This is a genomic window from Brevibacillus centrosporus (genome assembly GCF_003710815.1).
In the GTDB taxonomy this organism is placed as follows: domain Bacteria; phylum Bacillota; class Bacilli; order Brevibacillales; family Brevibacillaceae; genus Brevibacillus; species Brevibacillus centrosporus.
The window spans coordinates 41,667-64,884 of record NZ_RHHP01000021.1 but is presented as its reverse complement, the minus strand read 5'-3'; the positions used below and the strand labels follow the sequence as shown (position 1 = coordinate 64,884).

At 49.7% G+C, this 23,218-nt stretch carries 22 protein-coding genes; 7 read left to right on the top strand and 15 right to left on the bottom strand.

Features of this window, described 5'->3' with window-relative positions; all coding sequences use genetic code 11:
* Positions 1-217 precede the first annotated feature (217 nt).
* From EDM55_RS17825 to EDM55_RS17815, 3 genes are all read right to left on the bottom strand, one after another.
* The gene (locus EDM55_RS17825) at positions 218-1,717 is read right to left on the bottom strand and encodes a glycosyl hydrolase family 18 protein (RefSeq protein ID WP_122960948.1); all 1,500 of its coding nucleotides are present in this window, start codon (positions 1,715-1,717) and stop codon (positions 218-220) included.
* Between the two features lie 87 nt (positions 1,718-1,804).
* The gene (locus EDM55_RS17820) at positions 1,805-3,166 is read right to left on the bottom strand and encodes a glycosyltransferase family 2 protein (protein WP_122960949.1); all 1,362 of its coding nucleotides are present in this window, start codon (positions 3,164-3,166) and stop codon (positions 1,805-1,807) included.
* Positions 3,167-3,324: 158 nt separating this feature from the next.
* A complete protein-coding gene (locus EDM55_RS17815; protein ID WP_092272828.1) occupies positions 3,325-3,933 on the bottom strand; it encodes a TetR/AcrR family transcriptional regulator in 609 nt (202 codons plus the stop codon).
* A 195-nt stretch (positions 3,934-4,128) separates the two neighbouring features.
* On the opposite strand from EDM55_RS17815, the gene EDM55_RS17810 reads away from it, so the two are divergent.
* From EDM55_RS17810 to EDM55_RS17790, 5 genes are read left to right on the top strand one after another with little or no spacing between them, the layout of a single operon-like run.
* Positions 4,129-4,815, top strand: a complete 687-nt coding sequence (locus EDM55_RS17810; RefSeq protein ID WP_092272831.1) for a CoA transferase subunit A — start codon at positions 4,129-4,131, stop codon at positions 4,813-4,815.
* A complete protein-coding gene (locus tag EDM55_RS17805) occupies positions 4,802-5,461 on the top strand; it encodes a 3-oxoacid CoA-transferase subunit B (protein WP_122960947.1) in 660 nt (219 codons plus the stop codon). Before EDM55_RS17810 ends, EDM55_RS17805 begins: the two co-directional genes overlap by 14 nt.
* 19 nt (positions 5,462-5,480) lie before the next feature.
* Entirely contained in the window at positions 5,481-6,236 is a 756-nt protein-coding gene (locus EDM55_RS17800; RefSeq protein ID WP_122960946.1) for a 3-hydroxybutyrate dehydrogenase, read from the top strand.
* A gap of 22 nt (positions 6,237-6,258) precedes the next feature.
* Entirely contained in the window at positions 6,259-7,440 is a 1,182-nt protein-coding gene (locus tag EDM55_RS17795; protein ID WP_122960945.1) for an acetyl-CoA C-acetyltransferase, read from the top strand.
* Positions 7,441-7,486: 46 nt separating this feature from the next.
* A complete protein-coding gene (locus tag EDM55_RS17790; protein ID WP_122960944.1) occupies positions 7,487-8,785 on the top strand; it encodes an MFS transporter in 1,299 nt (432 codons plus the stop codon).
* A 126-nt stretch (positions 8,786-8,911) separates the two neighbouring features.
* On the opposite strand, the gene EDM55_RS17785 is transcribed toward EDM55_RS17790, so the two are convergent.
* From EDM55_RS17785 to EDM55_RS17740, 10 genes are all read right to left on the bottom strand, one after another.
* The gene (locus tag EDM55_RS17785; protein WP_122960943.1) at positions 8,912-10,447 is read right to left on the bottom strand and encodes a hypothetical protein; all 1,536 of its coding nucleotides are present in this window, start codon (positions 10,445-10,447) and stop codon (positions 8,912-8,914) included.
* Positions 10,448-10,562: 115 nt separating this feature from the next.
* Positions 10,563-10,715 (bottom strand): XapX domain-containing protein, encoded by a 153-nt coding sequence (locus EDM55_RS17780; protein WP_307723946.1) that lies wholly within the window; start codon positions 10,713-10,715, stop codon positions 10,563-10,565.
* 27 nt (positions 10,716-10,742) lie between these two features.
* Positions 10,743-11,594 (bottom strand): phosphoenolpyruvate hydrolase family protein, encoded by an 852-nt coding sequence (locus EDM55_RS17775; RefSeq protein ID WP_122960941.1) that lies wholly within the window; start codon positions 11,592-11,594, stop codon positions 10,743-10,745.
* Positions 11,581-12,828, bottom strand: coding sequence for a Tm-1-like ATP-binding domain-containing protein (locus EDM55_RS17770; protein ID WP_122960940.1), 1,248 nt, complete (start codon positions 12,826-12,828; stop codon positions 11,581-11,583). Before EDM55_RS17770 ends, EDM55_RS17775 begins: the two co-directional genes overlap by 14 nt.
* Entirely contained in the window at positions 12,821-13,735 is a 915-nt protein-coding gene (locus EDM55_RS17765) for a sugar phosphate isomerase/epimerase family protein (RefSeq protein WP_122960939.1), read from the bottom strand. The genes EDM55_RS17770 and EDM55_RS17765 overlap by 8 nt, the downstream gene beginning before the upstream one ends.
* Positions 13,736-13,766: 31 nt before the next feature.
* Positions 13,767-14,849, bottom strand: a complete 1,083-nt coding sequence (locus EDM55_RS17760) for a Gfo/Idh/MocA family oxidoreductase (protein ID WP_122960938.1) — start codon at positions 14,847-14,849, stop codon at positions 13,767-13,769.
* Positions 14,850-14,894: 45 nt separating this feature from the next.
* Positions 14,895-15,251, bottom strand: a complete 357-nt coding sequence (locus EDM55_RS17755; protein WP_092272863.1) for a cupin domain-containing protein — start codon at positions 15,249-15,251, stop codon at positions 14,895-14,897.
* A gap of 33 nt (positions 15,252-15,284) precedes the next feature.
* Positions 15,285-16,121 (bottom strand): carbohydrate ABC transporter permease, encoded by an 837-nt coding sequence (locus EDM55_RS17750; protein WP_122960937.1) that lies wholly within the window; start codon positions 16,119-16,121, stop codon positions 15,285-15,287.
* Between the two features lie 3 nt (positions 16,122-16,124).
* Entirely contained in the window at positions 16,125-17,069 is a 945-nt protein-coding gene (locus EDM55_RS17745) for a carbohydrate ABC transporter permease (protein ID WP_122960936.1), read from the bottom strand.
* Positions 17,070-17,132: 63 nt separating this feature from the next.
* Positions 17,133-18,488, bottom strand: coding sequence for an ABC transporter substrate-binding protein (locus EDM55_RS17740; RefSeq protein WP_122960935.1), 1,356 nt, complete (start codon positions 18,486-18,488; stop codon positions 17,133-17,135).
* Between the two features lie 116 nt (positions 18,489-18,604).
* On the opposite strand from EDM55_RS17740, the gene EDM55_RS17735 reads away from it, so the two are divergent.
* Together EDM55_RS17735 and EDM55_RS17730 are read left to right on the top strand one after the other, a co-directional pair.
* Positions 18,605-20,425, top strand: a complete 1,821-nt coding sequence (locus tag EDM55_RS17735) for a cache domain-containing sensor histidine kinase (protein WP_122960934.1) — start codon at positions 18,605-18,607, stop codon at positions 20,423-20,425.
* Positions 20,400-21,125 carry a response regulator transcription factor gene (locus EDM55_RS17730; protein WP_170184442.1) on the top strand — a complete coding sequence of 242 codons (726 nt, stop codon included), beginning with the start codon at positions 20,400-20,402 and terminating at the stop codon, positions 21,123-21,125. Before EDM55_RS17735 ends, EDM55_RS17730 begins: the two co-directional genes overlap by 26 nt.
* Positions 21,126-21,261: 136 nt before the next feature.
* Here the strand turns inward: EDM55_RS17730 and EDM55_RS17725 are convergent, their stop codons facing one another.
* On the bottom strand, positions 21,262-21,753 hold the full coding sequence (locus EDM55_RS17725) for an acyltransferase (RefSeq protein WP_122960932.1): 492 nt from the start codon (positions 21,751-21,753) through the stop codon (positions 21,262-21,264).
* Positions 21,754-22,511: 758 nt separating this feature from the next.
* Positions 22,512-23,108 carry a sulfite oxidase-like oxidoreductase gene (locus EDM55_RS17720; protein WP_122960931.1) on the bottom strand — a complete coding sequence of 199 codons (597 nt, stop codon included), beginning with the start codon at positions 23,106-23,108 and terminating at the stop codon, positions 22,512-22,514.
* Positions 23,109-23,218: the final 110 nt, after the last annotated feature.

Here is a 23,218-nt window from a genome sequence, read left to right as displayed (position 1 = left end):
CACTTCATATTACAATCCGTCGTAACAATAAAAGGTTACCATAATGTTTCCAATGGCTCAAATCTGAAAATTCTCGATATTACCCCCTCTCTGTGGCTCAGCGGCAGTTGACCGTAATCTCTTGCCTTTTGCTTGCTTATCCTGCCATTTCCTTTTAAATCCATATGATTCTTGCATTCTATTCGTAAAAAAAGAGCATGAACATGAAAACGTTGACTTAGGAATGATGGACCCATTCTTTCATCCAGTGCTCCTGGTCCAGCAAGTAATACGTTCGAGGATACAGCTCTGGGTAATCACCGATAAAGGTAGCCCACCAGAAAATCCCCGCTCCGTGAATCTTTGCCCCTGCTTGGCTGGCATTGACCAAGCCCTTCGCGGCGGAGTAGATGTTTTCCACGTACGGATCGTGATAGACCACTCCTATCTCTTCTACCGTTCTGCGTTCATAGGCCGGCATGATGGGGAGCAGCTGGCAATTGCCTTTTGCCAAGAGAATAGCGTCACTGTATCGCTTCATCTCCGTGGTCCATAGCGTTTGATAGGCGTAGGGAGAATCGATCGGCGAATCCCATCCCATTTGATCGTACACCATCGGATTGATCTGATTGACGATGGAGGCAATCCTTTGGATATACTCGTAGCTCCACTGTTTTTCCCCGCCATACTGAACGGGCGCAGCCACCGAGAAGTAGCGATTGCCGTTCAGCGCATGTTCTCGCAAATAGCGAAGCGTATTTTCCAGTTCGCGGTCGTCTGTGAGAAACGGTTCCATGTCGAGATGAACGCCATCCACCCTGTACAGCTTTCCGTCCCAGAAAATTCCTTCATGGACGAGCTTCTGCACGATCTGATTCACATTTTGATTAAACGTCTCTTTCCCAAACAGGGGGTTCGGCTGTTCGTTTCCATTCTCGTCCTTTGTCAGCCTTTGATTAAAATTAAGCACCGCAATTACCACTTGGTCGGGAGCAGCTTCCTTGGAGTATTTCAGCCATTGTGCCAGTCCGGCATAGCTCCTCGCGTCGAGCATCCCCCATTCCGTCAGCATGCCAACGTCCGCCATCTGATAGCGAATTCTCATCTGGCTTAATTGCTTGACACGAACTTCGATCTCTGCGGGAGCCTGGGGCTCGGCAAACCAGTCATTCGGCAGAAACGCTGCATTATTCGTATGGCAATCGTAGGTGCACGAAGCAGGGACAAGGCTTATATCATCAAAATAGGAAACACCGCCTGCGATGGCTTGATAGACATAGACGTACACCTGTATGTGAGCCGTGTCAGGCACAGTCGTAAAAGATGCCGATTTTTCCTCAAAGGAAGTGCTCTTGAAGGTAAGCGTCACTCTTCCCCCTGGGATTCGTTTTCCGTTCTTGTCCAGACATTCTGCCCCGATGATTCCTTCTTGACCGATTCTGTTTACACTGCCATTTCCTTTCAGTATGTACGTCTTTCCCGGGACAGCAGCGTCGATGATCTGTCCTGCTCCCCCCTCAGCCTGATCGACGGCAGCAGCAAAACTCCCGCTGTTTTTGGCTGCCGGGGACATGTAGAGCCCGCCCCAATTGTCCCACCCCTGTTTGGTTTCAAACCCCGGATCGAGGATTAGGTTCTCATCGATCGCATAGCTGATCGGGAAAGGAGAAAAGAAAAAACGACAAAGCGTGATCGTAAGGAATAGAAATGCACACCGATAAAGTTGATTTGCAAACAATTTCGCTCCCCCACCCGAGTCAGAATTTTCCTACTCAAGATGATACCCGGACAGCGAAGCCGTTAAACCCCGAGCATGCATGAAGCTCTACTTCCAAATCCTCTTGGCCCGAAACACCTCTTGGAAATAACCCCAGACAGAGACCGGACTCATTATAAATTGATAGAAAAGCACATAGGCAAAAAAGCCAAGCACATTTTTGCGAATGCGAAGCTCAAGAACGCGGAAGACATTTCTCTGGTAGCGATACAGAACGGAATTCTGCAGCAAGGTCAAAGGCAAAACCAATAGAGTGGTCATTCCCACTATCCAGTAAGAACCGAAAAACGCCAACACGAGCCCGGGCAGCCACACAAACGTGTAGACGATATCGATGTACGGCATGACGAAATTGCAGCCTGTCAAATACTTGGTATAGGCAAGGGGCTGGTGCCATGGTTTAATCACTCTGAGCGCCTCAATCATCCCTCTCGCCCAGCGGCTGCGCTGTCTGAAAAAATGCGTGAATGTTTCGGGCACCTCCGTAAATGCGACGGCCAAGGGCTCAAAATAAACTTTCCAGCCATTGCCCAGAAACCTCCACGTCAAGACAATATCTTCTCCGATCGCATCCGGCCAGCCCCCTACTTGAGCGACCGCTTCCGTTTTATAAATGGAAAAGGCCCCTTGGGCAACCAACGTCCCTTGAAACAAGCCCTGCAGCCTTTTGATACTGGCTATTCCCAAAAAGTAGTCCCATTCCTGGGTCCTCGCCAATAGCCTACCTCTGCTGTTCCGTACGAGAACAGCACCGGCAACCGCACAGACATCGTGCGGAGCGGACAGCATACTGGCCACGATATAGCGAACCGCGTATTTGTGCAGCAAGGTATCCGCATCCAGCGTAATCATCCATTTCGTTTCAACATGTGGAATCGCAGCATTTAATGCAAAGTTTTTGCCGGGCTTCGCTTCCTCGATGACTTTTACGTTGACGTTGTAATCGCTCCCGGCCTCCAGCGCTTTTTCGGCTGTACGATCGGTTGAATGGTTATCAATTACGATGATGTTGATTGGCCCCTGGTAATCTTGCAGCGAAATATAGCGTATCGTTTCACCGATGCCATTTTCTTCATTTCGGCACGCGATGAGTATCGTGATTTCTTCCGCAGGATGAGTAACCTTCAGTGCGGGCTGACGGTCCAGCAATAGACTCGAAACCATAAAAGCATTCATATAGCCGGGAATATAGGAGAGGCCGACAATGACAAACAGCGCGACTGGCACGCTCACTAGCCCTCCCAAATCTATCACCCACGGGATCGAGAACCAGATCGAAAATAGCATCCAGCCCAAGGCAAAAGCATGACTGTAATAAAATTTTTTTCGGATAGGTATATATTTATCTTTGGGAAGCAAGGACGGCTTAGGTGATTTCGAATTCTTGTTTGGCAAACCATCCACTTTCATCTCCCCAATCATTCGTATGTAGGGCGCATCTCTTATAGGACATTATACCTAACAAGCTTTTCTGCCGGATGGGATCAAATTCTGCCAATTCCTCTTCCTCTCCAGCAAAAAACCCGCTTCGGCTACATGCCAAAACGGGCTTTTTGCTGCTTCATGACCTATCTTTTTTCCGCTTTCATTCCTCGCATCACCGTCGTAATCAACGGCATTGCCAGCTCCTCGAGACTTTGCTTTGTGTCGTGCAAGCCCCAGTAATAAATAATCCCCATCATGCTCTGTGTCAGCATGGTCGACATCTCTTCCACGGTATGTTCTGTCGTTATGACGCCCTGCTCCTTCGCGTCCTCGAGCAAAAGCTGGATGATCCGGAAAAGCGAGCGGTTGGAATCGGAGAAGTACGTATGCTCTCTGGAGTTTAGGGCAGAGCTGTAAATCACTTTCATCAGATCCTTACCCATTTCCGTTTCCAGGAAGTTCATTAATTTACGTATAAAGATCATGATCTTCTCAGTGGCATCCATCTCTTTCGGAAAGGATTGATAAACTTCCGAGTAGTACTCGTCTACTTCGGCAAATCTCACCAGGAAGATATCCGACTTCGCTGAAAAATGCTGATAAAAGGACCCTTTTGAAGTCCCTGTTTGGCTAACGATCTCGTCGACCGTTACTTTATCATAGCCCTTTTCACTAAAAAGTTTTAACGCCATTTTTAAGATTTTATCCCGTGTTTTTTCCCCTCTGCGCTGTTTTTGCCTTGGTTCGAGCATGAAAAACCTCCAAATTCGATTATTGACAGAATATAATTTATTTTAATAAAATCAGACTACAGTCTGGTTTCGATTCCTTTACAGACCATTTAAATCTAACTGAAATGGAAATGAATCACAACGGTATCAAATTTTTTTCACCCATAAAGAGAGCGTTTACATTTTGAAGTGAAACTTTTTGCTGGAGGGGAAAACATGAGCAAAATCGTGGAAGCATGCGGCATTCGGCAGCTCTTTAAAAGCGGTGATCAAATCCTGGCGGGCGGTTTTGGGTTATCTGGAACACCTCTGACCATCATCGACGAGCTTCTCGAAACCGACATCTGGGATTTGACCATTGTCAGCAATAATCTCGGCGACAACGGCCAAGGTCTGCACAAGCTGTTCATGCAAGGAAAAATCAAAAAAGCGATTGGCTCCTTCTTTTCGATAAACCGGGAAGCCGTAATCGCCTGGACAAAGGGCGAGCTGGATATCGAGCTGCTGCCCCAAGGAACCTTGGCGGAGGCCATTCGCTGTGGCGGGGCCGGAATCGGCGGCTTTTATACCAAAACAGCTGTCGGAACGGAGCTAGCCCAAGGGAAGGAAGAGCGGATCATTGACGGCGAGCGGTACATCTTTGAAAAAGCCATTAAAGGCGATGTCGCCATCGTAAGGGCGGCAAAGGCAGATCGACTCGGAAATCTTGTCTATCACACAACCGCCAGAAACTTTAATCCAATGATGGCTACTGCCGGCAAAATCGTCATCGCCGAGGTAGACGAAATCGTAGAAGTCGGTGCGCTTGACCCAGAGTATATCGTGACGCCGCACGCCTACGTCGATTACGTCATCCAGAGCAAATATGTAAAGAGCGGGAGGGAGTACGTTGAGTCAAGATAAGAGACACGTCATTGCAAAGAGAATTGCGCAGGAGCTGGAAAACGGGCAGGTCGTGAATCTAGGAGTGGGCATCCCCACTTTGGTAGCCTCCTATTTGGATGAAAAAGAGGTTTACCTGCAAACGGAAAATGGCTTGCTAGGAATGGGTCCCTCTCCTTCCGAGGATGAGCTGGATATCGATCTGATCAATGCCGGAAAAGAGCCTGTCACCTATTTGCGTGGGGCATCCTTTTTCAACAGCGCCGATTCGTTCGCTCTCATTCGCGGCGGCCATGTGGATGTAGCCGTACTCGGTACCCTGCAAGTCGATGTTTACGGAGAAATAGCCAACTGGGCGGTTCCCAACCAGCCGATTCTCGGTGTCGGCGGAGCGATGGATCTGGTTGCCGGGGCAAAAAAGGTGATCGTCGCCGCTACCCTCTTTACAAAGGACGGTGAATCCAAGCTCGTTCCCCAGCTCACCTACAAAACGAGCGGAATCAAACGTGTGGACCTGTTCGTCTCTGACTACGCTGTGTTTACCTTTCCCCCGGACGGTGTAAAAGTCGTCGAAATGCTCGAGGATGTGACGATCGAGGAGCTCAGCGAAAAGGTCGGCTTCCCCTTGGAGTACCTGAACCCTCATTTGCAGACTAGCAGCCGCTAGAAGAAAGGAGACGAAGAGCGTGTCAAAGCAAAGAACCGTGATTGTGACAGGTGCGGCAGGTGGGATCGGAAAAGCAATCGCTCAGGCGTTTACGAAGCAAAATGACTTTGTTTACATCGCAGATCTGAACCGGGAAGCCGCAGAGGAAACGGCTGCATCCCTCGGTGCGAATGCAAAAGGCATTCACTTGGATGTAACGGATGAGGCCAGCATTCAATCCGCAATCGCACAGATCACCCTGGAAAAAGGCTCCATCGAGGTCTTGGTGAACAACGCCGGACTTCAGTATCGCTCCCCTATCGAATCGTTTCCTTTGGAGAAATGGAACCTTTTGCTGAACGTCATGCTGACCGGAGTCTTCCTGATGACCAAGCATGTATTTCCCCACATGAAGGAAGCGGGATACGGCAGGATTGTCAATATTTCCTCCGTTCACGGAAAGCTGGCAACGCCGGAGAAAGTGGCCTATGTCGCTGCCAAGCATGGTGTTATCGGAGTAACAGGCGTTACCGCTTTAGAAGGCGCTGCTCACAACATTACTGCCAACTCAATTCTTCCCGGACCTGTTCGCACCGACTTGGTTCAAAAACAGCTCGATAGTTTAACCGTAAAAGGATTGACAGAAAAAGAAGCACTCGAAGCCATTTTGTACCCACGGCAAGCGATGAACCGCTTTATCCAACCGGAAGAAGTCGCATCCGGAGTTCTCTATCTGGCATCAGATGCTGCAAGCGGCATAACGGGTGAACATCTGAGTGTCGCAGGCGGCATGTAAATAAATCAAAGGAGGAATTAAGATGGCAACGCATTTGATTGAAGGTGCCAGAACGGCATTTGGCTCTTTTGGCGGTTCCTTGAGAGATGTGAGCGACATCGATCTCGGAGTGGCCGTGACGCAGGAAGCTCTCAAGCGAAGTGGTGTCCCTGCGAGTGAGGTCGAGGAAATCATCTTCGGCAACATCATTCACACGAGTACCAGCTCAGCCTATTTGGCCAGACATATCGGCCTTAGAAGCGGTATGACCGAATCCTCTGCGGCGCTCACGCTCAATCGCTTGTGCGGCTCCAGCATGCAGTCGATTGTATCTGCAGCGCAGACGATCGCGCTCGGTGATGCCCAAGTGATTGTCGCTGGTGGGACCGAGAATATGAGTCTGTCCCCCCATGTATTGCGGGGTACTCGCTTCGGCTCTCCCAACAAAGCCCCCATCGTTGACGATATGCTCTGGGGTACTTTGACAGACAGCTACATTGGCTGTGGCATGGGGATCACCGCAGAGAATTTGGCGGTCAAATATTCGATCTCCCGCAAAGAGCAGGACCAGTTCTCTCTGAAGTCGCATGAAAAAGCGTTTGCTTCCCGAGCGAGCGGTCGCTTTGCAGAGGAGATCGTTCCCATCAAGCTGAAAGGACGCAGGGGCGAGGAAATCCTGTTCGATCAGGATGAGCACATCCGCGAAGCCACACTTGAAGGCTTCGCCAAATTGAAGCCCGCTTTTCAAAAGGATGGGACTGTCACTCCAGGTAACGCCAGTGGGATTAACGATGGGGCAGCGGCTGTACTTCTCGCCTCCACGGAGTATGTCGAAGAGCATCAGCTACAGCCGCTCGCAAAGATCGTATCGTGGGGCGTAGCCGGAGTGGACCCGAGCATCATGGGTATCGGTCCCGTACCTGCCAGTAAGAAGGCATTGGAAAAGGCGGGACTCACTTTGGCGGATATCGGCTTGTTTGAATTCAACGAAGCCTTTGCGGCCCAAGCTCTCTCTGTCGTAAAAGAGCTGGGAATCGATGAGGAAAAAGTCAATGTCAACGGAGGAGCGATCGCCTTAGGCCACCCTGTCGGTGCGAGTGGTTCGCGAATTACGTACTCGCTGGCTCTTGAAATGAAGAAACGACAAGTGAAATACGGATTGGCTTCGCTCTGCATTGGCGGCGGTCAAGGGATCGCTATCATTTTGCAAAATGAGCAAATCTAGTGCTCGTTTAATCGAAAAATACTAGTTGGAAACGAGGGAAGCTATCATGGATCAATCTGTTCTTTCTATAGAAAAGAGTACCATCCGCAAAACGATGGCGCGCATTCTTCCAATGATCTTGATTCTGTATGTGGTTGCTTATCTGGATCGGGTCAACCTCGGTTATGCCGCTCTGCAGATGAATGCGGAGCTGGCGCTGACCTCTGAAGTATTTGGTCTTCTCTCCGGCATTTTCTTCATCGGCTATTTCTTCTTTGAAATCCCCAGCAACATGATCATGCATAAAGTTGGTGCCAAGATGTGGATCGCCCGCATCATGCTCTCCTGGGGAATTATCGTCATCTTAACAGGCTTTGCCCAGACGACCACTCATTTGAACATTCTGCGCTTCCTTTTGGGCATCGCCGAAGCTGGCTTCTTCCCTGGCATTATCCTATATTTGACGTATTGGTTCCGCGCAAGCGAAAGAGGCCGCGCAACGGCTGTCCTGGTTCTCGCGCTGCCGATTGGCGGATTGATCGGGGCCCCTCTTTCTACCTGGATCATGGACAATATCACTTGGCTGCAAATGTCCGGCTGGAGATGGATGTTCGTCCTGGAAGGCATCCCGGCTATTCTTTTGGGTATCGTCGTCATATTTTACTTGACCAACAAGCCTTCTCAAGCCAAATGGTTAACCCAACAGGAAAAAGACTGGCTGGAGGCAGAGCTGGATGCCGAACAAAAGGCAAGCGCGCAAGTGAACAAAGCTTCTACACGCGAAATGCTCAAGGACTCAAAGGTCTGGAAGCTGTCTCTTCTGTACTTCGGTGTGTACACAGCGGTATACGGCCTGTCGTTTTGGATGCCTACGATTATTAAATCTTTATCGGCAAACGCAACGAACAACCTGCAAATCGGCTGGCTAGCCATGATTCCGTCCGTAGTCGCGGTCCCGTCTCTTCTCTTTGTCGGCTGGAACTCCGATCGTACAAATGCGCATAAACAGCATTTATTCGTCTGCTTCTTGATTTCGATCATCGGGTTTATCGGCTGCGGGTACTCGAGTACGTTATTTTGGATGGTCCTTATGCTGACGCTGACCTCTGTCGGATTGTATGGATTTCTGGGCAGCTTCTTTGCCTACAAAACCTTCTTCTTTACCGCTTCTACCGCTCCTGTTGGCATCGCATTGGTCAACTCCTTTGCGGCATTAGGTGGTTTTGTCGGACCCATGATTCTCGGATCGGTCGCCTTTACGCAAGGACTGTTCATCATTTCGGGAATTCTGGCTATCGGTGCTATTACCTTGCTGACTTTGAAATTGACAAGCAACAAAAAGCAACACGATACCAAAGCGGCGTAGTATCGGACTCTCCCTTTCTATAAGAAATGGCAACGACCGCTCCTTGCACTTTGCAGGTGAGCGGTCGTTTATTTATCTGCAGCGACTCACGCGCCGTAAAAGGGGCTTACACCGTGCAAGCGATCATCACTGAAAACGACTCTTTCCCGCTAGATACTCCGCAAAATATTGAAACGTAAACGGTTCTTTGCAAAGCGCTTGAATCTTCTCCTGCCATGGCTCGCTTTCAGACGGCTCCATAAAGGATTGGCGTATGGCGTCAAATACGTGCTGGTTTCCGTAAAGTCCATCCACGCGAAACGCTTTTCGCAGCATATCCCGTATGCCATCCGCAAAAATATAGCTGTGCGTGTAGACCGGATAAGCCAAATATAGTACGTCTACCGATGGACTCATGGCTCTTCCCTTTACTCCGAATACTTCCTCTGCCCATTTATCAGAAAGCTCCTGGAAATCAGCTTCGGGATTTTCATAGATGGCATGCTCCAACAGACTTTGATAGAAATAGTATTTGGTGACGATCAGAAAAAAGAGGTGATCGTACTCCTGAATCTGTTTGATCGCGGAATCCTCTACGTGGAACACATCCTGTAACCACTTGGGCTGTGCAGAAATGGTCATGAAGATCTCCGCCATCGCTTCATGTCCGATCAAATCTTTAAACTGGAAAAGCTCTGGTGGTTGCTGCGAGGAAAAATGTTCATACAGCGCATGCCCCATCTCATGCAGCGCAATTTTATAAGCACCATAGCCATCCCGCTTCCGAACAGCAATCCGAATATCCGTGGGAGAAATGGCGTTCATCATACCTCCGTAGGGCAGATCACATAATGTTACTTGAATGGGGGTGGAAGAAAGCTCTACTCCAAAAGAGGCGCATGTAAGTGCTAAGACCTCGTTTATTTTCTCGCTTGGAAAAGCCTCGGCAGGAAGATCGTAGTAGTTCAAGGCTCCAAAGAGTAGGTCATGGTATCGAACATCCTCCCAGCCAAACTTCTCTTTGAATCGCGAATCCCACGCCCTGGAAATGGCGTCTGTCTGTTGCAGCATCTGCATTCCTTGTTCCCGGTACATTTCCCAATCCTGTCCATAAATGTGCTCGAACACGAAATGGAAATAAGTCGAATACCCTTTTTCCTGAGCATAACGATTCCTCGCGAGAACCAGCTCACGAAACTGACTGGCCGTCTCTTTCCCATACCGTACCGTTTCCATGAATAGATCCTCGCGTAATTGACGATCCGGATTCATCATCAGATACGCTTGCACATTTGAGAGCGAATAGGTTTCCCCATGAAGCGCAAAGGTCTTCTGTAAGATCGTAGACATGAGTGAATTCTTGATCGATGCGATAGCAGGATGACTTTCGATTTCTTCCTGCAGCGCTTTGTTTTTCAGTACAGCAAGCCTTCTCTTCCATTTCAAGTCACTGATTTTTTGCTCCCAAAAACCTAGCATCTCTGTAAACCGAGGGTCCGTAAATATCTGATAATGCGCCTGCTGAATTTCATTCAGTCTGGGAGACTCGATTTTTTCGGTCGTCAATTCGTATTGCAGCAGGGTTAATTCTTGGAATGTCATCTCCAGCTTGCCGATTTCTTCGTCATAAGCAGCTTTCCATGCCTCTTCTTCCTGTATCCTCGCAAGTCGGTCAAGATCCATTTGAATCGTCCTCCCTCTGATCGTTTCCAACAGAGTAACAGCCAAATGTCAGAGAATGATCAGAAGGCGCAGGTGAAATCGTCAAAAAGAAAAAGAAGCGGTTTCCCGCCTCCTTTTACATGAATTCCCGAATCCACTCGACAAGCTTAAATCCAAGATAAATCCCAAAGATACTCAAGACTCCAGGCAAAGAACTTGGGGCGGGCATCGGAAATTTAACGATAGAGAAAACCATCCCTACGATCGCCCCGCAGCATGTGGCAAGCAATAGCTCTTTCAATCCCTCTCCCTGCCTTTAGACTCTCGCGGAATCCGTTAATTTGGCGTCAAGACGCTTGAATTTGCTCACTTGCTGAGTAATCGCGATTTCCGTCGGCAGCCGTTCGATGCTGGATGCACCGAAGAAGCCTACGACTCCCTTGGTTCTGCTCAAAACATACGCAGCATCCTCCGGCTCGGAGATGGGACCTCCGTGGCATATCACCAGGATGTCTGGATTAGCCGATTTGCCTGCGTCGTGAATGCGCTGCACCAGGTCAACTGATTCATCGAGAGTGAGTGCTGTATGGGCGCCGATGGTCCCTTTGGTGGTCAAACCGACGTGGGCAACCAGCACATCTGCACCTGCCTCGGCCATTTTAATCGCCTGCTCCTCGTTAAACACATAGGGCGTGGTGAGCAGCCCCAGTTCATGTGCCTTGCGAATCATCTCCACTTCCAGATCGTAGCCCATTCCTGTCTCCTCCAGGTTTTGACGGAAGACACCATCGCACAGACCAACTGTCGGGAAGTTTTGTACTCCTGAGAATCCCATGTCTTTGAGCTGCTTGAGATAGACATCCATAAGCCGGAATGGGTCGGTACCGCAAACACCAGCGAGCACCGGCGTGTTGTTCACGATTGGGAGAACCTCTCCCCCCATTTCCACTACAATCTGATTGGCGTCGCCATATGGCATCAGCCCGGCGAGGGAACCACGGCCTGCCATCCGATAACGTCCGGAGTTGTAGATGATAATGAGGTCGGCTCCACCTTCTTCCGCGCATTTTGCCGACAGGCCCGTACCCGCTCCAGCGCCGACAATCGCACGATTCTCAGCGACTTGCTGACGTAGCCTGCCGATAATTTCTCTTCTAGCGATAGCCATGTTCATTTCCTCCCCAAGATGGTTTCAGCATAGTCAAAAGGTGAGCCGCAATCACTTCCGCGACAGCCGGGTCGTTGATGTCCTGTTCCATTTCCACAAACGAGATGTCTTCGCGCAAATTTTCTTTGAGTGCGTCGTACAAAGCTTGCCGTTCCTCCACGCCATCAAAAGCTTGGGAGTCCCGATCCAGCAGGGAGACGCCGCCTTTTGGGAAAACGAATACGGTTGGGGAATGGCTTTGGTTCAGCTTTTCTGCGATTAGGCGGCCCAGCTCCTGATTTTCCTCTACGGTCGTACGCATGAGCGTCGTCGTTGGATTGTGCTGATAAAATTTCCGCTCGGCAAACTGAGCAGGAACGGTCTCAGGCGGACCGAAGTTGACCATATCCAGAGCACCGACCGATACGACCTGGGGGATTCCTGCCACACCTGCTGCTTCCAACCGTTTCGGGCCGGCACTGAAAATGCCTCCCACCAGCTCGTCAGCCAGTTCTGTTGTGGTGACATCGGCCACTCCTTTGATAAATCCGGCTTTCACCAGCTCCTCCATCGCCAATCCTCCTGAACCGGTCGCGTGAAAAACCAGCACGTCATACCCGCTTTGTTCCAGCTTCTCCCGCACCTTTGTCACGCAAGGCGTAGTAACTCCAAACATGGTAGCGCCAATCATGGGCTTATCTTCCGTTTGATTCGTTTCATCGGCTGTCTCTGCCATCATGCCAGCCAGCGCGTACGCCGCATTGCGCAAAATCCGGCGTGACAACGAATTCAGTCCTGCGATGTCAACGACGGAATACATCATCGTCACGTCTTTTTCCCCCACATACGGGCGTGTGTTGCCCGAAGCGACAGTGGAAACCAGCAATTTGGGAACGCCAATTGGGACAGCTTTCATCGCTGCCGCTCCGACCGTCGTACCAGCCGTTCCTCCCATCCCGAATACCCCGCCGACAACGCCTTCTCCAATCAAGCGTTCTACTACAGCAGCCACACCACGTGCCATGACAGCGACGGCAGTTCCGCGATCCTGCTGAGCCCGCAGCTCGGACATGCTCATCCCACCTGCTAGAGCCACCTCGTCACTGGAGATGTCCGGGGAAAACGAGGGTTGATCCAGCACTCCTGTATTCACCACGATCGTACTCACGCCGAGTGATTCCAGCAGGTCCTTCACATAGCCAAACTCTACCCCTTTTGTATCGAGCGCCCCTACCAATACCGCTTTTTTACTCATGCGACATCACCCCGGCAACAGTCCCTTCAAAAAACTGCTTGCTTCGGCGCATAACCTCGATTTCTCCTACTTTGTCTCGCACATCCAGCGAAGGATAATGGGTGTCGATCGTCATCACGGCTTGCGGATCGTGCAAGGCGATGGCCTGCATGACCGGTCCGTGATCGTAATCGTCTTGTCCCGCAATCGCAAAATTTCCAAATTGCCCAAAAGGATGTTTTGCATGTACCGAGTTTGGCTGACGGTACGCCCCTTTTAGATGTGTCTGCCAGACGTACCCTTTTATATGCTCGTACGCTTCAACAGTCGGATACTCGCCAGCTCGCCAGCCATTGAGAATATCCCAGTTGATTTTCAAATGCGGGTGATCTGCGTAGCGAGCGAGGATTCCCAGCTCGGTTGCCGTACTAGACAGCGTAGGCGGCTCGTTTTCAACCACGATGATTTTATTGCGGTGCTGCGCATGTTCGGCATGGCGGCGCATGATGGCTGCATTGTAGCGATATTCGGCTTCTTTTTTCTCTTCTGTCCATTCATCAAACCCTTCTGGACGATGGAGAGAATAGACGCGCACGAGAGGAGCCTCGAAGATGTCCGCCAAGTCAAACAGTCTCTCCAGCACTTGGTTCATCTGCTCGTGATGACCTTCATCGTGGCTGTCGTACTTTGGCGGCCCGGAAAAAGAGCACGTGTTTACCGCCCAGGAGCTTACACTGTTCACCTGCAGGCCAGATTGGTCGATCTGTGCCTTCAGCTCTCTCGCTTTTTCCAGTGAGATCGTGTCGATGGTGTCGCCATCCAGACTCGCACGCAAATCTATGGTGGGAAAGCCCAACTCTTTCGCTGCCCGCAGAGCATCCTCAAACGTTTGTAACCCCAACATATCGGTAAACAGGCTAAATTTCATCCAAGCTTCCCCTCTCTTCCCTATCTTTGTTTTAGTCGATGGTGATCCATTTGCCGGATCGCTGTTTGAATGCGTCAAACATCCTGGTGAGATGAAGCGAATCTCTCAGTGTAGAACGCTCGATCCGCTGCCCGCTCAATACGGCATTGGCAAAGTAGCTGACGCTTTGCACCATTCCTTGCAGGAAAAGATTTTTGTTATACACCTGGCCAAGTGAAAATTCCGGCTCCCAGTGTACGGGTCCATCCACCGGGTCATCCCCGATGTATACAGGTGCTTTGCCGTATTCGCCGCTGCCTTTTGAGCCCTTGTAGTAGATCAGGCGCATGCCGTTGTCGATGACCACGTTTTGATGGTTGCCGATGATTTCAAATCGCTCCAACGGACTGGTAGGCGCCTGCGTAGACGAGAGCTGCAGATTGCCGATCGCTCCTGACTTGAACTGCAACAATGCCTGCACGTTCCCACTTGGCTGGTGTTCGATAAAGCACATCTCTTTTACTTCACCCATGAGGTAGTGAATCCCCGACATCGGGTGGCAAATGTCCAGGAACCAATGCAGGCCAGTGCGCGTCGCGATCTCTTCCTGATACGGAGTGAGCGTCAGTGGATAGCGGCCATTTACGGAAACGGGTTGACCAAAATCTGCCCGCTCAATGATTTGCTTGGCCTTTTCAAAGGTTGGGTAGAAGTAGCGTTTGTTGGCGACGAGCACGTACTGCCCAGTCCGCTCCTCTACCTCCAGCATGCGCTCTACTTCTTCCGCCGTATATGCAGCCGGCTTTTCCATCCAGACCGGCAGCCCTGCTTCCAGCAGATCGGGAACGATTTTGGGGTACAGAGGCCGTCCTTCTTTATCGAAGTTCAGCACGACGAAGACCGCATCCAGCTTCTCCTGCTTAATCATATCTTTGTAGTCGGTGTACATTTTTTCTGCCCCAAACCGCCTGCGGTAGATTTCCGCACGCTCGGCACTCAAGTCGCAGACCGCTACCAGATCGACGGGAGCATAGTCAAAGGTTGGATATACGTTGCGAAACGCGTGAGCCCCGCACCCGATAAAGCCCACCTTAATTTTCGAATCATACTCGTAGTTAAATTTGATTGGGTTCATATCGCTTCAGACCTACCTTTCGTCTTTGCTTGCAAAGTGCCCCGATTACTCCCCGATGGTCTGGCGATCCCCCGCCGAATAGGCGATGATCATCCGGCACGGCTCCCAGCTGGTCACCGTCGCATTATGCGGTACATTCCGCGGAATACGCAGCATCATGCCCGGCTTCAGATGGAATACCTCATCCCCTAGCGTGTGGTCGCATTCACCAGAGAGGACAAAAATCACTTCCTCGCAGTTCGGATGTACATGCCTTGGGTTGGATGTACCCGCATTGATATACACCATGCCAAACGTCATTTCTGCCTCTGGGTCTATCTCGTGTCCGCAGAGCCATTGAATGCCGCCCCACTCCTGCGGCAAAAGATACTGTTCTTTGTTCAAGTCGGTGATTGTCGCCATATGAAAATCTCTCCTTTATCCATCTTGTGGTTGTTATTTATCTGATCCCGCGGACATGCCCTCGACGAACTGTCTTTGGAAGATCAGGTAGACAATGACACTCGGGACCATGCTGATCAGCGTACCGCCAAAAATGAGTCCGTAATTGGAAGCGTTGTTCCCCTGGAAGGAAAGCAGTCCTAACGGGATGGTGTACTTATCCTCGGAGATCAGCAAAACGAGCGGCAGCATGAAGTCATTCCAAATATTCATAAACGTGAAAACCATCAGTGCCACGATTCCCGGCTTCGCCAGCGGCAGCATGATTTTCAGATACGTCCTCCACTCCCCCGCTCCGTCTACGTACGCGGATTCACGCAGCTCTTTCGGAACGTCTTTGAAGGTGTTGCGCATCAAGAAGACGGAGAACGGAAGAGCCATCCCCACCGAGACCAAGGTGATTCCGGTCAGCGAATCGACCAACCCCATCGTTTTCAGCTGGAAGAATACCGGAATGATGATGGCCTGCACCGGCAGCGACAATCCCAAGATAAACAGATAAAACAAGATTTGGTTGCCCGGGAATGTCATCTGCGCAAACACATATCCAGCCGGACATGCGACCAGAAACACGATGATCATTCCTACCACGGTGATGAACGCACTGTTGAAAAAGTAGGTTTTGAAATTACCCAGCTGCCACGCGCCGATCAAATTGTCCAAGTTCCAAGAAGCTGGCAAGGAAAACGGATAGTTGGCAATTTCAAAAGCGGTCTTGAAGCTCCCAAGGATCACCCAAAAGATCGGCATGACGATGATGCCCAGGAGGACGATCAAAAGCACCCATAGGAAAACCTGCGAATTTCGTCCCGCACTCAGTTGCCCGCGCATACGCTAGTCCCGCCTTTCCCGCAAGTAGTTAAACAGTATGGTCAGCGTAATGACGATGATTCCCAGCAGAACACCGCCAGCTGTGGCATAGCTCACCTTATTCATGCTAAAGGCGGATTTGTAGACGTAGGTGGACACCACTTCACTCTTGTAAAACGGCCCGCCTTGGGTCATCACCCAGATCAAAGCAAATCCTTTAAAGGAATAAATGACCACCATGCTGATGACGACGTTCAAGGTATTGCGCAGGCTTGGGATCGTAATGCTGAAAAACTTGCGGATCGGACCGGCTCCGTCAATCTCTGCCGCCTCATACACCGAATGATCGATGTTCTGTAGACCGGCGAGGTACAGGATCAGGTAAAATCCATAAAACGCCCAGGTTCCCGCTATTACCAGAGCAGGCAGCACAGTCCACTCCTCCCCTAGCCAGTTGCGTGCGAGGGATTCGAGGCCGATTTGCTGCAAAAACACGTTGACCGGCCCCATGAGCGGATCGTAGATTTTGGCCCAAAGCACGCCTACTACCGCCAAAGAAATGACAGACGGCAGATAAAATCCAGAGCGAAAGAACAGCTTGCCTACTCTGACTTTGCTAATCATCACCGCCAGCACAAGTGTGGGGATGACCACCAAAATGAGACTGATGACGACCCAAACCAGGTTGTGCAATAATGATTGTAAGAATATTCCGTCTTTTAATAGGTTTATATAGTTGTCAACGCCAACGAAATTCATAGTCGGCGAGGCCCCGTCCCAATCGAACAAGCTCAGACGAATCGCGTCGATCATCGGATAGAGCATAAAGATCCCGTATAAAAGCAGCGCGGGTGCCAGAAAAGAGAGAACAACCAGCAAACGTTTCGCTTTTCGTCTCCAGAGGCGAAGCTGCATTCTGGGTTTCACGTCGTACATACTTTGGGCAGGTGACGGATTTACGGAGTTCATCGCTTCCCCTCCTTCATTCCCATGAAGTAGAGTCGGAGAGAGCAGGATCCCCTGCTCCTCTCCCTACTTCCTGGTTAGTTGATAACCGGCTGCTTGATCTTTTTTGGTGCCAGCAGCGATCGCTTCCATCGCTTCCTGTGGTTTCACCAATCCGCCGATTAATCCAATCAGATTTTGATAGTAGGCTTCCTTGGCTTCGCTGCCGATAAAGACACTCGGATTGTAGCCTACCCCTACTTCAATCTCCTTCATCGCATTGGCTAACAGTTCACCCGCAGGTTTGACCGTCAGTGCTGCTTTGGAAGCCGGGATCAGGTTGTAGGAAGGGTCACCCAATACCACGTTTGCATAGTCCTCTGAGAGAACAAAGGTCATCCACTTCTCTGCCAGCTCGGGATGAGCAGCCTTGGACGGCACTACCCATGTGTAGCCGAGCCCACCTGTCGGATTCGTTTTCTGCCCGCCAATAAAGGAAGGCATGTTGAACGATCCGATGTTGCCTTCTGCCTTGTTTTCCGCGATGGTGGAAATGATGTGTGTGGGCGAGACAAACATCGCCATCTTCTTGTTCAAAAAGCTTAGCTGGAGATCGGAGGAATTCAGAGACATGGACTCTTTTCCGATATACTCCTGCTTCGCCCAGTCAGCCAGCATTTCGCCCGATTTGACAAACTCGGGATCGGTCCATTTCTTTTCACCGTACAGCAGAGCTTCTACGGCATCTCTGCCTGCAGCCGCCTGCAGAAGATTCGAGTACAAGCCCCCTACGGTAAACGCGGTCCGAGCACCCGTATTGAGTGGTGTAACTCCGTTGGCCTTCAGCGTGTTCATCGCTGCAACAAATTCCTCTCCCGTCTGCGGGACTTGGATGCCATACTTTACGAAAATGTCTTTGTTGTAGTAAACCTGTATCGCGTCTACGGTGTGAGGCAATTCATAAATGCCGTCGGTTACCGTAGCCATCTGGTAGGCAAATGGCTGAAGCTTTTCCTTCCAGTTGTTCTGTGTATACCAATCATCGAGCTGCTTGATCAATCCCACCTCTGACAGGATTCGCACGCGTCCTGGGCCAGCATTCATCAAGATCGCATCAGGCGGAGTCACGCCGGATTGCAGCATCGTGGTTAGCTTTCCTGACTCTGTGTTCACGTCCCCGTTTGTCAGCGTAACTTTGACAGCGGGGTTCATTTCTTCAAACTTTTTGATTACGCTTTCCCATTGCAGTTTTTCCGTATTGTTGTAATAGTTCGGGATAAAACGACTTAATGAATTTCCGTCTGCTTTGCTAGCTGCTGTCGGTTCTTTTTGCGCACTCGCGGCATTGGAGTCTCCTGATCCGGTTGGAGAAGAACATCCGGCTATGACCATGGATGCGAGTGTCGCGAAGGCCAAAAATTTCTTGAGTCTGCCTTTGATCATGGAATCAGCCCCCTTTTTCTTCGGTGTTATTTTCGACGGCCCGTCTTGACTTAAAATTTATATGATTTGTAATATTTAAACAACGGAACAAACAGTGGGAAAAAGGGGGACAAAAAGTGGATTTGCAGGAAGAAAGGTCGTCCGTCGTACCATTTGTACACTCGATTTTTTTCAAGCTGTTTGTTTATTTTCTACTGTTGTCTATCGTTCCTTTGACGTTATCCGGGCTCCTGACCTATAAAAATGTCTCCGAGCTGCTGGTCACCAAATTGGATCAGGATGCCTCCTCCGTGTTGCAACAAAATTCGAGAACCCTTGCCTTTTATTTCAACGACTTAAAGCGGATGGGGGAAATCTCCTTCCTAAGCTCCTCTGTCTCTGATTTCTTAAAGAACAAGGATTACGACGCGTACCTGCTCTCCTTTCTCCCGCTCGATGAGGCTTTCTCCAGCATTCACTTGATCCGGCCTGAAAACGTAGGAATAACCCTTGTCAGCGACCACGGGTTTGTCTACTCCTACGGCTATTCCCTCAATCGCGACCAGAGCAGCTTCTACCAATTTGAATGGATGCCCAAGCTCTCCCAGCTCTCTAGTGAGCCTACCATTACCCGCTTGCATGATCGACCTTACAGCACCAGCCAAGAGGAAGAGCCCGTCTTTTCCTATGTCCAACGCTTATACAGCAAGGATCTGAAAGCAAAAGGGATTCTGATCATTGACTTTAAGAGAAGTATTTTAGACAGCCTGTTTGAAAGCAGCTACTTCTCCAAAAATGCCCATGGCGGAATCGAATCCGGCATGCTGATCACCAGTAAAAGTGGTGACGTATTGTACCCGCAAGATACCGATCTTTTTCCTGCCCAAGACATGCAAAACTTAGATCAAGTCAAGCGTATCACAGATCGATCCGGCAACCTTTACCGATCTGTCGCGCTTTTGAACGAGGAAACGGACTGGACCCTGATCGGTTACTTCCGGGAATCCACTCTGTACGAGCCCATCTACCGCATTCGCAATTTCACCTATTGGATTCTTCTTCCCAGTATCGTCTTTTGCCTGTTAGCCTCGTTTTATTTGTCCCATCGGATGTCCGACCCGATCCGCCATCTGCAGAGCTTGATGAAAAAAGTGGGTAAAGGCGACTTTCATCACCTGTTTACGTTACAACGAAAAGATGAAATCGGCCAGCTAGGGCGAGGCTTTAATCAAATGGTGGGGAAAATCAAGGAACTGATCCAGCTCGTCCATGAGGAGCAAAGCCAGAAGCGGCGAGCCGAGCTAACAGCCCTGCAGTCGCAGATTAAACCTCATTTTCTCTATAACACGCTAGAGTCTATCAACAGTCTGGCCCGCAAGCACAAGGAACCGCAGATCAGCAAAATGATCGTTCTTCTAGGGAAGCTGATGCGGTTATCCATCAGCACGTTCGATGAGATGATCCCGATCTGGAAGGAATTAGAGTACGTCAGATGCTATCTGGAGCTGCACCAATTTCGTTCTCGAAGACCGATAGAGTACGAGATTGAAATGGACGAAGAGATTCAGAGCCTCTACACCGTAAAATGGGTGCTCCAGCCAGTCGTGGAAAACGCGATTCTGCACGGCTTGGACCCTATCCCCAAACAGGACGTCAGTGGACGCATCGAAATCAAAGGGTGGCTCGAACACGATGCCGTTTACCTGCAAGTAAAGGATAACGGTGTGGGACTTGAAAAAAGCAAGCTGGAAGAAATGTGCCACAACCTCGAGCATCACTCGCAGGAGCTCACTCAATTCAAGCAAAAAGTGGGGCTCTATAATGTTCAATCGCGTATCCGTCTCCATTTTGGAGCCACGTATGGACTTTCTGTGCACAGCGTTCCCGAGCAAGGCATGCGTGTCACCATTAAACTGCCGAGGAGGACCAGCGATGACCAAGCTACTGATCGTGGATGACGAATGGATGGTCTCTGACAGTTTACGCTCTATGGACGAGTGGAAGGAGCGCAACATCGAGGTAGTCGGAACAGCAGGCAGCGGTACAGAAGCTTTGCAGTGGCTGGAACGGACCCATCTCGATATCGTCCTGACCGATATTCGCATGCCGGATATGGACGGTCTGGAGCTTTTGCAGCGCCTATATGAAAGCAATCCAGAAATCAACGTCATACTCATCAGTGCGTATGAGGAGTTTACCTACGCGCGTACCGCCTTGCGATACCAAGCCAAGGGATACGTAACTAAGCCGATTGACACCGACGAGCTTTTCTCGATCGTGGACAGCTTGCTCTTCAATGAGCCAGCTTCGGACGGCCCCAAAACCTATCACGAAGCGATTGTAGAGCGGGCGATTTCCTACATGAAAACGCATTTGGGAAAGCCCCTCTCGCTCAGGGAAACAGCAGAAGAAATTCATCTCACCCCTCATTACTTCGGGAATGTATTTAAGACAGTGACCGGAGAAACCTTTGTCAATTACCTCACCCAGCTCCGCATGAAAAAGGCTTGCGAGCTGTTGAAAAACCCTGAGCTCAAACAGTACGAAATATGTGAGCGAATCGGGTACGCGGATACCAAGTACTTTGCAAAGGTGTTCGCCAAAAGCTTTGGAATGTCGCCGCGCGAATACAGGCAGGGGTATGTTAGAAAGGTCTAGCCAAAGCTCATTTTTCATACGCTAGATGCATTCCTCTGGAGAGGATCACCGCTTCTGATCCAGTCACTACAATCATGGCAAAGTAATGGAGTGAACAAGCGAAACCCGCCAGAAGTATGGCGGGTTTGACGTACGTCTAAGAAGAAACGGATCGTTCCCCCCCTTCTATTAATTCCCTTGTCCAATAAGTGTTGCTGCGCTTTGCTTTTGCCGGCAAACCTGCAGCAACGCAATGACTCGGTATGTCACTTGTAACCAGGGAACGAATTCCTATAACGCTATTTTCACCGATCGTGACTCCTTTCAGAACATTCACATGCGCTCCTAGCCAGACGTGATCTCCAATATAAATATCCCGACCCAAGTTAATTCGTTTGTTTGATTCCACATCCAGAATAGAATGGGAATCCCCGTTTCGGATATGAACGTCATAAGAGAACATGCAATCCTTCCCTATTTGAACTTTTGCTTTTGGCTCAAGTGCAGAGACATTTGCTTCTTCAAATGTTGTTTGACTCCCGACAATTATTGTACAATCTCGTGTTTGGAACCAGAAGCTTCCAGCCACTAAGATGCAACTTTCACCTATCTCTAAACAATGCCCTGAGCCTTTTATGTCAATTTTCACATTCGATCCTCTAGAATTTGCCCCGATAGAGATTTAGTTATCGTCCCCTGCAATATTGATTTCTACCTTTTTCAGATACGCCCCTTCGATATTCAGAACGTTCCTTTTTCCATGTATCTTCTATTATTTCGATTCAGGTAATAATAACATTTGGATAGGAACACTCGTAATGAATGCTCCTTTTCTGTACCTGCCAAATTCCCTTCAAAATACTTTTGGAAAAGTCATCAGAAAACTCCCTCTTCCCTTTCTCTGCAAGCGAAGGCTACTCTTTTAGAGGCACATGCTGGATTCTTTTGATCAGGTACCTACTCTTATAATCAAATCTTCCCAGAGCATCGTGCAAACTGTTAGCAGCTTCCTTCGCATCTTCTACACTCCTAATCAGCCCTTTGTTCGTTTTAAAGAACACCTATGATGTTTATTAAAGATCCATCCAGGTGAGGGATTAATCAGAGGTAGCCATAAAGCTTGATTGATGGAAAGCAAGACTAGATTACTTGCAGCTCAAACGTCACCGATTGGCTTCTCCTTTGTCATCATTTCAGTAAGCGTTATGGTTGAGATACCAAGTGTCTTTGCAGTGATCTTGTGTCTGTATAGAATTGGACTGTCCAAAAGTCAGAGATTTTGCCGTTTCCGATAGAAAAACTTCGACCCGGACATTACAGTAGCGCAAGATTTGAACGCCATGCTCTCGGTGACATAAAAGCACTGCCAACAAAAAAGAGGCGGTTTCCCGCCTCTTTCTCCTGCCCTTAATCCCAAGCGAAACGCTGCTCTTTCCACGGATCTCCATACATGTTATACCCGTTCTTCTCCCAGAAGCCCTGCTTATCTTTCTCCAAAAACTCAATTCCGCGCACCCATTTAGCACTCTTCCAGAAGTACAGGTGGGGAATGACAAAGCGCAGCGGCCAGCCGTGATCCGGGGTCAGCTCTTGTCCGTTATGTTTGTTGGCAAACAGGTTTCCAGGGGTCATGAAGTCCTTGAGCGGCACATTGGCTGTCCAGCCTTCCTCTGCGTGCAGCATGACGTACTTCGCTTCCGGCTTTACTTTTACCAGCTTCAGCACTTCTTCTACCGGAATCCCTTCCCACTCGTTGTCGAGCTTGCTCCAGCCCGTAACGCAGTGAATATCGTTCGTCGTGCCGCCTTTTGGAAGAGCCATCATCTGCTCGTAGGAAAGCGTCACTTCCTCTTCGACCAATCCAAAAATACGAAAGCTCCACTGTGTGGAAAGATCCGTGTACTCCGGCACTTCTCCATAGTGTAGTACAGGGAATCCGGTCGTTTGTTTTTGATTGGGCGGGATGCGGTCTCGCTGCGTATTCGTCGCTTGATTGAAAAACATATAAGCCCAACTCCTCACTGTCAGTATTGTTCTCTGCTTCCCTTCTTACCATATCCTTCACAAGTCTGCAAGAGGGTTTGCACACTTCCTGCTGGCAAAGACCCATCAGC

Bases quoted from the DNA above. Each gene is read 5' to 3' on its own strand.
- EDM55_RS17745 (WP_122960936.1), bottom strand. From the start codon at position 17,069: ATGAACTCCGTAAATCCGTCACCTGCCCAAAGTATGTACGACGTGAAA.
- EDM55_RS17730 (WP_170184442.1), top strand. From the start codon at position 20,400: ATGACCAAGCTACTGATCGTGGATGACGAATGGATGGTCTCTGACAGT.
- EDM55_RS17720 (WP_122960931.1), bottom strand. From the start codon at position 23,108: ATGTTTTTCAATCAAGCGACGAATACGCAGCGAGACCGCATCCCGCCC.
- EDM55_RS17760 (WP_122960938.1), bottom strand. From the start codon at position 14,849: ATGAACCCAATCAAATTTAACTACGAGTATGATTCGAAAATTAAGGTG.
- EDM55_RS17815 (WP_092272828.1), bottom strand. From the start codon at position 3,933: ATGCTCGAACCAAGGCAAAAACAGCGCAGAGGGGAAAAAACACGGGAT.
- EDM55_RS17820 (WP_122960949.1), bottom strand. From the start codon at position 3,166: ATGAAAGTGGATGGTTTGCCAAACAAGAATTCGAAATCACCTAAGCCG.
- EDM55_RS17810 (WP_092272831.1), top strand. From the start codon at position 4,129: ATGAGCAAAATCGTGGAAGCATGCGGCATTCGGCAGCTCTTTAAAAGC.
- EDM55_RS17740 (WP_122960935.1), bottom strand. From the start codon at position 18,488: ATGATCAAAGGCAGACTCAAGAAATTTTTGGCCTTCGCGACACTCGCA.
- EDM55_RS17795 (WP_122960945.1), top strand. From the start codon at position 6,259: ATGGCAACGCATTTGATTGAAGGTGCCAGAACGGCATTTGGCTCTTTT.
- EDM55_RS17790 (WP_122960944.1), top strand. From the start codon at position 7,487: ATGGATCAATCTGTTCTTTCTATAGAAAAGAGTACCATCCGCAAAACG.
- EDM55_RS17755 (WP_092272863.1), bottom strand. From the start codon at position 15,251: ATGGCGACAATCACCGACTTGAACAAAGAACAGTATCTTTTGCCGCAG.
- EDM55_RS17750 (WP_122960937.1), bottom strand. From the start codon at position 16,121: ATGCGCGGGCAACTGAGTGCGGGACGAAATTCGCAGGTTTTCCTATGG.
- EDM55_RS17775 (WP_122960941.1), bottom strand. From the start codon at position 11,594: ATGGCTATCGCTAGAAGAGAAATTATCGGCAGGCTACGTCAGCAAGTC.
- EDM55_RS17785 (WP_122960943.1), bottom strand. From the start codon at position 10,447: ATGGATCTTGACCGACTTGCGAGGATACAGGAAGAAGAGGCATGGAAA.
- EDM55_RS17765 (WP_122960939.1), bottom strand. From the start codon at position 13,735: ATGAAATTTAGCCTGTTTACCGATATGTTGGGGTTACAAACGTTTGAG.
- EDM55_RS17770 (WP_122960940.1), bottom strand. From the start codon at position 12,828: ATGAGTAAAAAAGCGGTATTGGTAGGGGCGCTCGATACAAAAGGGGTA.